This window comes from Bradyrhizobium sp. P2_E8 (genome assembly GCF_056403875.1).
In genome coordinates this window covers 1-8,207 of the sequence record NZ_JBFUES010000255.1, presented here as the reverse complement: position 1 = coordinate 8,207, position 8,207 = coordinate 1, and the positions used below count along the sequence as shown (strand labels likewise).

The 8,207-nt window shown below is 64.8% G+C and carries 7 protein-coding genes; all 7 read right to left on the bottom strand.

Going from position 1 to position 8,207, the window contains the following annotated elements; all coding sequences use genetic code 11:
• On the bottom strand, nt 1-230 hold a 230-nt coding region (locus AC1D00_RS16295; RefSeq protein WP_477011385.1), incomplete at its 3' end, for an ATP-binding cassette domain-containing protein.
• Nucleotides 227-1,234 carry an ABC transporter ATP-binding protein gene (locus AC1D00_RS16290; RefSeq protein WP_477011384.1) on the bottom strand — a complete coding sequence of 336 codons (1,008 nt, stop codon included), beginning with the start codon at nt 1,232-1,234 and terminating at the stop codon, nt 227-229. The genes AC1D00_RS16295 and AC1D00_RS16290, both read right to left, overlap by 4 nt.
• Nucleotides 1,234-2,127 (bottom strand): ABC transporter permease, encoded by an 894-nt coding sequence (locus tag AC1D00_RS16285; RefSeq protein WP_135179162.1) that lies wholly within the window; start codon nt 2,125-2,127, stop codon nt 1,234-1,236. The genes AC1D00_RS16290 and AC1D00_RS16285 overlap by 1 nt, the downstream gene beginning before the upstream one ends.
• An 83-nt stretch (nt 2,128-2,210) precedes the next feature.
• A complete protein-coding gene (locus tag AC1D00_RS16280) occupies nt 2,211-3,158 on the bottom strand; it encodes an ABC transporter permease (RefSeq protein ID WP_011083812.1) in 948 nt (315 codons plus the stop codon).
• A gap of 42 nt (nt 3,159-3,200) precedes the next feature.
• The gene (locus tag AC1D00_RS16275; protein ID WP_477011383.1) at nt 3,201-4,799 is read right to left on the bottom strand and encodes an ABC transporter substrate-binding protein; all 1,599 of its coding nucleotides are present in this window, start codon (nt 4,797-4,799) and stop codon (nt 3,201-3,203) included.
• A 394-nt stretch (nt 4,800-5,193) separates the two neighbouring features.
• Nucleotides 5,194-6,744, bottom strand: coding sequence for an AMP-binding protein (locus AC1D00_RS16270; RefSeq protein ID WP_477011382.1), 1,551 nt, complete (start codon nt 6,742-6,744; stop codon nt 5,194-5,196).
• 18 nt (nt 6,745-6,762) lie between these two features.
• Nucleotides 6,763-7,917, bottom strand: coding sequence for an iron-containing alcohol dehydrogenase (locus tag AC1D00_RS16265; protein WP_477011381.1), 1,155 nt, complete (start codon nt 7,915-7,917; stop codon nt 6,763-6,765).
• Nucleotides 7,918-8,207: the final 290 nt, after the last annotated feature.

Sequence of the window (8,207 nt, the reverse complement as noted above, 5' to 3'; positions counted from 1 at the left end):
CCCCCGAGACGGATCTGTCCGGAGGTCGGTTCGACCAGCCGCAGCACGCTGCGCGCCACCGTCGACTTGCCGCAGCCGGATTCGCCGACCAGCCCCAGTGTTTCGCCGACACCAACCGCGAACGAGACGCCGTCGACCGCGTGCACGGTGCCGACCTGCCTGCGCAACACGCCGGCGCGCACCGGGTAATGCTTCGTGAGATCGGTGACTTCGAGCAGCGCTTCGGTCATGCGACCTCCGCGACGTCAGCCGCGCGCCAGCAGGCGGCAAGATGCCCTCCGCCCCAATCCATGAGCGGCGGATATTCGTCCTGGCAGCGTTTCACCGCGAGCTTGCAGCGCGGCGCGAAAGCGCAGCCTGGGGGCAGCCGCACCAGCGACGGCACGGTGCCGGGAATTTCGTTGAGTCGCGCCTGCGTCGCGGCGCCGGACGCCGGCACCGACGGAATCGAGGCCATCAGCCCGCGCGTATAGGGGTGCTTGGGATCGGCGAACAGCGCCTCGACGCTGGCTTCCTCGACCTTCCGGCCCGCATACATCACGATCACGCGCTGCGCGGTCTGCGCGACGACGCCGAGATCATGGGTGATCAGCACGAGCCCGGTGCCGAGCTCCTTCTGGAGGTCGAGGATCAGCGCCAGGATCTGCGCCTGGATGGTGACGTCCAGCGCAGTGGTCGGCTCGTCCGCGATCAGCAGCGCCGGCCGGCAGGCCAGCGCCATCGCGATCATCGCGCGCTGGCGCATGCCGCCGGACAATTGGTGCGGATATTCCCGCGCGCGCCGCGCTGGCTCCGGAATCCGCACCAGCCGCAGCATCTCGACTGCGATGTTCCAGGCTTCTTTGGCCGACATCGCCCGGTGCAGCCGCACGGCTTCGACGATCTGGTCGCCGATCCGCATGACGGGATTGAGCGACGTCATCGGCTCCTGGAAGATCATGGAGATGCGGTTACCCCTGACGGCGCGCATCTGTGCCTCATCCAGCGCCAGCAGGTCGGCGCCTTCGAGCGTGACGGTGCCGCCGACGATGCGGCCGGGAGGATCGGGCACCAGCCGCATCAGCGACAGCGCGGTGACGCTCTTGCCGCAGCCGGACTCGCCGACGATCGCCAGCGTCTCGCCGCGCTTGACCGTGAAGGAGACGTCGTCGACGGCCTTGAACAGACCGGAGTTCGTGAAGAACACCGTCTTTAGGTTCTTCACCTCGAGCACGAGATCGGATTTATCAGCCATCAACTGCGCTGCCGGGGATCGAGGATGTCGCGGAGGGCGTCGCCGAACAGGTTGGCGCCGAACACGGCGAGGCTGATGGCGATGCCCGGGAAGATTACCAGCCACGGCGCGGTGCGGGCATATTCGGCCGCGGATTCCGACAGCATGCGGCCCCAGGACGGATAAGGCTCGGGAATGCCGAGGCCGAGGAAGGAGAGCGAGGCTTCGGTGAGAATGGTCGAGCCGAGCTGCGCGGTGGCGAGCACGATCAGTGGCGCCAGCGTGTTCGGCAGCACATGGCGGAGCGCGATGCGGACGTCGCTCATGCCGATCGACTTGGCGGATTCGATAAAGGGCAGTTCGCGCAGCGCCAGCGTGTTGGCGCGAATGACGCGCGACACGGTCGGGATCAGCGGAATGGCGATGGCGATGATGACGTTCGGCAAGGACGGGCCGAGTGCGGCGGTCATGATCAGTGCCAGGACCAGCAATGGAAGCGCCTGAAGAACGTCAGAGACACGCTGGAACACCAGATCGACCCAGCCGGAGAGATAACCGGACGTCAGCCCGACGATGACGCCGATCGTGCCGCCGAGCGCGGTCGAGCCGATGCCGACGGCAAGGGAGATGCGTGCACCATGGATGATGCGGCTGAAGACGTCGCGGCCGAAGGAATCCGTACCCATCCAGTGCGTCAGGCTCGGGCGGGCCAGCGCGCGGGCGGAGTCGATCGTCAGCGGATCATAGCGTGCGATGAAATCGGCGAAGATCGCCGTGAGGACGAACGCCGTCATGATGACGAGCCCCGCAGCGCCCAGCACATGCCGCTGCGCCAGGAACAGCACGCGCCGCCAGCCGCCRGTCGCATGCACGCCGGCGCGTCTGAGTTCAAGATCATAGTCGATCGTGGCCATGCGGCTCCTACCTTCTCCCTCTCCCCCGCAGGCGGGGAGAGGTGAACGAACGCGCGAACGCTGTATGAGTGATGATCATGTGACTAATCCGTGTACCGGATACGCGGGTCGAACACCGCATACAGCATGTCGACGATGAAATTCGCGCTCACCACCACGACGGCGATCAGCATCACGAGGTTCTGCACGATCGGATAATCGCGCCAGCGGATCGCCTCGACCAGGAAGCGCGCGACGCCGGGGATGTTGAACACGGTCTCGGTGACGATCAGACCGCCGATCAGGAACGCGGCCTCGATGCCGATCACCGTGATGACGGGCAGGATCGCGTTCTTCAGCGCATGCTGGTAGTTCACCGCGGCATCGGATGCGCCCTTGGCGCGCGCGGTGCGGATGTAATCCTGCCGCAGCACCTCCAGCATCGAGGAACGGGTGATGCGCATGGTCAGTGCCGAACTGCGGAATCCGACCACCATCGCCGGGATGCAATAGGTTGCGACCGCCTCGCCAAAACTCTGGGGGTTCGGATTGAAGAGCGGCATCTGGCCGAACATCGCCACCGACGCCGTGAGGACCAGCAGCCCCAGCCAGAATGACGGCAGCGACAGGCCGGACAGACTCACGACACGCAGCGCGTAGTCGAGCCGCGTTCCCTGCTTCACCGCGCTGATGACGCCCAGGGGAATGCCGATGGACGCCGAAAACAGCAGCGCCAGGCCGGCGAGCCGCGCCGTGATCGGGATCCGCGGCAGGATCTCCTGAAGCGCCGGCTTCTCGGAGACATAGGAGTAACCAAAATCGCCGCGCAGGAAGCCGCTGATCCAGTGCCAATATTGCACCACCAGCGGCTGGTCGATGCCGAGCTCCTTCTCCAGATTGGCCTTGTCGGCGGGATCGACGTAGCCGGCCGCGGCAAACAGGATGTCGACGATGTTGCCGGGCACGATGCGCAGCAGGAAGAAGATGACGACCGAGATCCCGAACAGGGTCACGAGCATCAGAAACAGGCGCCGCACCAGATAGGCAAACATTTTGCGCTCTCCCGTCGAGCCGTTAGCCGCCCGTCCGCCGCGCTACTTGTCGAGCCACACGTCCTCGTAGCGGTAGCCGTTGTAGGAGCTGTTCGACATGACCGTTACGCCCTTGACATAGGGCTGCCAGCAGGTGCCCGCGCGCGCATGGAAGATGATCGGGCGCGCGACGTCCTCCTGCAACTTCTTGTCGATGTCCCAAACGAGTTTCTTGCGCTTGGCGACGTCGGTCTCCTGCGACTGCACCTCGAACAGCTTTTCGATGTCCTTGTTGCAATAGTTGGTGTAGTTCCGCTCGGAACCGCAGGAATAGTTCTCGTAAAACGACTGGTCGGGATCGTCCACGGCGTTGCCGGTCAGGTTGAGGCCGAGCATGTAGTCCTTGCGCGCGACTTTCGGGAACCAGTTCGCAGTCTCGACGACGTCGAGCTCGCCGTCGATATAGATGCTCTTGAGCTGGTCGATCAGGATCACCGCGGGATCGCGATATTCGGCAAGGTTGCGGGTCGAGACMTTGACCGCGAGATGCTTGTCCGGACCGTAGCCCGCCTTCTGCATCAGCTTGCGCGCCTCCTCGCGGTTGGCGTTCACGTCGGGACCATAGCCCGGAATGCTCTCCAGCATCTCCTTCGGCATGCCCCACAGCCCGTTCGGTGCCGGCAGCATGGTGCCGCCGATGTCGGCCTGGCCCTCGAACAGGATCGATACGAAGGCCTTGCGGTCGAGGGACATCGCCATGGCGCGGCGGATTTCGATATTGTCGAACGGCGGCGCGGTCGAATTGACGATGATGTTGGTCGAGACATTGGTAGGCTCGACCTTGCAAACGGCATTAGCTGCCTGGGATTTCACATCCTTCAGGAGGGGGATGGTGATGTGCGTCGGGAATGTCATGTCGAACTTGCCGGCGACGAAAGCGAGGATCGCCGTCGAGCGGTTCGGGATGATGGTGAACTCGATGCCGTCGAGATAGGGCCGGCCCTCGCGCCAATAGTCGGGATTGCGGGTCAGCTTGATCGATTCATTGGCCTTGAACTCGACGAATCTGAACGGGCCGGTACCGATCGGATGCGTGCGCATGTCGCCGGGCGAGACGTGACACGGGTACACGGGCGTATAGCCCGAGGCGAGCAGCGCCAGCAGTGACGGCTGCGGCCGCTTCAGATTGAACGAGACCTCGAGATCGCCGTTGGTCGAAACGTCGTTGACCTGATCGTACCAGGATTTTCGGGGATTTTGCCGGAACTTCTGCTGCGACTTGCCCATCAGCATGTCGAAGGTACACTTCACGTCCGCCGAGGTGAACGGCTTGCCGTCGTGCCATTTGACGCCCTGGCGCAGCTTGAAGGTCAGCGTCTTGTTGTCGTTCACCCAGGCCCAGCTCTCCGCGAGCTCCGGCACGATGGTATCCATACTGTTCTGCGCCACGTCCTGCTTGTAGATGACGAGGTTGTTGAACACGGGCATGAAGGGAACGTTGAGCGAGTAGGTCGCGCCTTCGTGGATCGAGGCGTTGCCGGGGCTGTCGCGGTGATACATCCGCAGAATTCCGCCCTGCTTGGGCCCGCCGGCCAATGCGATGGTCGAAAACGCCAGCAAAGATAGCGCCGCCGTCGCGGCGAGCGCCCGCACGCTCCGCATCCTCGTCCTCCCTGGACAACAGCCTTTTTCGGCCTGTTTGAAGCGACGATAGCGAGGCCCTCGCAGCGAGGCAACCGGCAAGGGTGGCGGCGCTCTCGACAATTCGGATGACGGAAGGCCGCAGGGGCTTTTCTCTCACGATGTGAGAGTGGGGGCGCCAGTTCCTGCGCAGGCGTTGGGCCCGACTATCGCAACAAACTCCGCCGTCGTCCCGGCCTAGTGCGCAATTGCGCACGGGGGCCGGGGACCCATATCCCCAGGGAGCAGTTTGGCGAAGAAAGTTGTCCGGTACTGCCACCTATCACAATTGATAGATCACGCGGTATGGGTCCCGGCCTTCGCCGGGACGACATCGTGGCGACGTGCGTGCCAAACAGCCGCACGTTACGGCCCCTCACACAATCCGCGACGCCTTGTTCCCCCAGTACCGGTCCCTTAGCAACCGCTTGTACAGTTTGCCCGTCGGCAGGCGCGGCAGTTCCTTCTCGAAATCGACCGAGCGCGGCACCTTCTGTCGCGACAGCGACGCCCCGCAGAAGGCGATCAGCTCCTCGGCGAGCGTTTCGCCCGGCACCACGCCCGGCATGGGCTGCACCACCGCCTTCACCTCTTCGCCGAGATCGGGATTGGGCACGCCGAACACGGCGGCATCGGCGACCTTCGGGTGGGTGATCAGCAGATTTTCGCATTCCTGCGGATAGATGTTCAYGCCGCCCGAGATGATCATGAAGGTGGCGCGGTCGGTGAGGTAGAGGAAGCGATCGGCATCGACATAGCCGACGTCGCCGACCGTGCTCATGCTGCCGTCGGCGGAGCGCGCCTCCCTGGTCTTCTCCGGATCGTTGAAATATTCGAAGGGCGAGGCGGTCTTGAACCACACCTGGCCGGGTGTGCCGGTCGGGCATTCCCGCATGTTCTCATCGAGAATGTGGAGGTCGCCCAGCAGCACCTTGCCGACGGTGCCGCGATGGGCGAGCCACTCCTCGCTGTTGCAGGCGGTGAAGCCGAGGCCCTCGGTCGCGCCGTAATATTCGTGGATGATCGGCCCCCACCATTTGATGACGTCGTCCTTGACGAGGGCCGGGCAGGGCGCCGCGGCGTGGATCGCGATCTCGAGCGAGGACAGGTCGTGGCGCTTTCGCACCTCCTCAGGCAGCTTCAGCATGCGCGAGAACATCGTCGGCACCAGCTGGGTGTGCGTGATGCCCCACCGCTCGACGAGCTCGAGATAGCGCTCGGGGTCGAACGTCTCCATGATGATGACGGTGCCGCCCATGCGGATCGTGAGGTTCACGGCGGCTTGTGGCGCGGAGTGATAGAGCGGCGCCGGCGACAGATAGACCATGCCCTCGCGGTAGTGCCAGAGCTTCGTCAGGAAATCGAACAGCGGCAGATTGTGCTTCGGCGGCTCCTCCGGCAGCGGCCGCAGGATGCCCTTGGGCCGCCCTGTCGTGCCGGACGAATAGAGCATCGCGGTGCCGAGCCACTCATCCGCGATCGGTGTCTTCGGCAGATCGGCGGTCACCGCGGCAAGGCCGACGATGCGGTCACTCTCGCCGGGGCCGTCGGCGACGATGCAGAGCTTGATATCGGGGCAGGCCTTGATCGCCTCGCGCGCGATGTCGAGCTTCGCCACGGAGGTGATCAGGATCTTGGACTGGCTGTTGACGAGGAGATAGGCGAGCTCGCCCGGCGTCAGGAAGGAGTTGATGCAGGTGTAGTACAGCCCGGACCGCTCGCCGGCGCCGCAGGCCTCGAGATAGCGGGAATTGTTCTCCATGAAGATCGAATAATGGTCGAGCCGTTTCAAGCCGTGCTTGCGGAACAGATGCGCCAGGCGGTTGCTGCGCGCCTCCAACTCGCGATAGGTGACGGTTTCGCCGGTCGCGGCCATGATGAAGGCGGGCTGGAGCGGACGCAGGCGGGCATGGTGACCAGTGTACATCGATCCTCCGGCTTGAGGTTATGCGGCGAGAAGCAGGATTTCGCGCAACTGCGCGGGGCCGTCGATCTTGCGCGGGTTGCGGGGCACCCAGGGCGTGCGCATCGCCTGTTCGGCGATGGCGTCGAAATGCTCCGGCGACACGCGCACGTCCGCAAGGCTCCGTGGCATGCCGAGCGAGCGGATGAAGGCATCGAGCACATCGGCGGCATTGTGGCCGGGAAAGCCCATGGCGGCAGCCACGATCATCTGGCGCTCGGCATTGTCGCGCGCGTTCCAGCGCATCACCGCCGGCAGCATGATGCAGGAGGTGTAGCCGTGCGGCACGTCGAAGGCCGCCCCCAGCACGTAGCCGATGCCATGGCTCGCACCCATCGGGACGCCGGCCGCAAGCGCGCCCATCGACAGCCAGGTGCCGATCTGCGCGTCCATCCGCGCGTCGAGGTCGGCAGGATCGGCCTTCACCCGCGGCAGCGCGTCGGCGAGCATGGCAAGGCCCTTGACCGATTGCGCGTCGGCATAAGGGTGCGTCTCGCGCGAGCAGATCGCCTCGACGCAATGGTCCACGGCGCGGATGCCGGTGGACAGGAACAGCCATTCCGGCGTGTGCACGGTGATGGCGGGATCGAGGATGGTCGCGCGCGGCACGGTGAGCGGATGCCGCAGCATCTGCTTCACATGCGTGCTGCGGTCGGTCACGCCCGCGATCGAGCTGAACTCGCCGCCGGCAATGGTCGTCGGCACGCTGATCTGGCGCACGGCCGGCGCGTTCATGTCCGGCGCGACGCCCTTGTGCACGCGGATGCGCTCGATGCCGTCGATATCATTGATGCCGTTGGCAAGACAAAGCTGCACCGCCTTGGCGCCGTCGGTGATCGAGCCGCCGCCGACCGTGACGATCAGATCGGCGCCCACCTCGCGCGCCGCATTGGTAGCCGCGATCACCGCCTCGCGCGGCGTGTGCGCCGGCATGGCGTCGAACACGCCCGCGCAGCGCGCACCCAGCGCCTCTCTGATCTTCTCGATTTCGTCGGTCTGCCGGTTCAGCGTGCCGGAGACCATCAGGAAGGCACGGCACGTCCCCAGCCGGTCCATCTGCGCGACGATGGCGCCTGCCGCAGGATGGCCAAAGACGACCTCCTCGATCGCGCCGTAAACGACACGTCCCTTGTGCACGCCTGTCCTCCCGGACCATTCGTCTTGTTTTTGTAGAGGCAATCTAGCCGAGAGGCCGGCATCCGTCATGTGCGAAGACGCTGGGGCAACTCTTGTCCTTCCCCCGGGGAGAGCTATCGCATGTGACTTCTTGGCGGGGGCCTGAGCACGCCTCGTCCTTCGAGACGACCGCTTACAGCGGTCTCCTCAGGATGAGGCTGAGCGGCATCTTTGCCGGTCGAAATTGCTGCCGCGCACTCCGTCCTCATCCTGAGGGCCCGCCAAAGGCGGGCGTCTCGAAGGATGGGCCG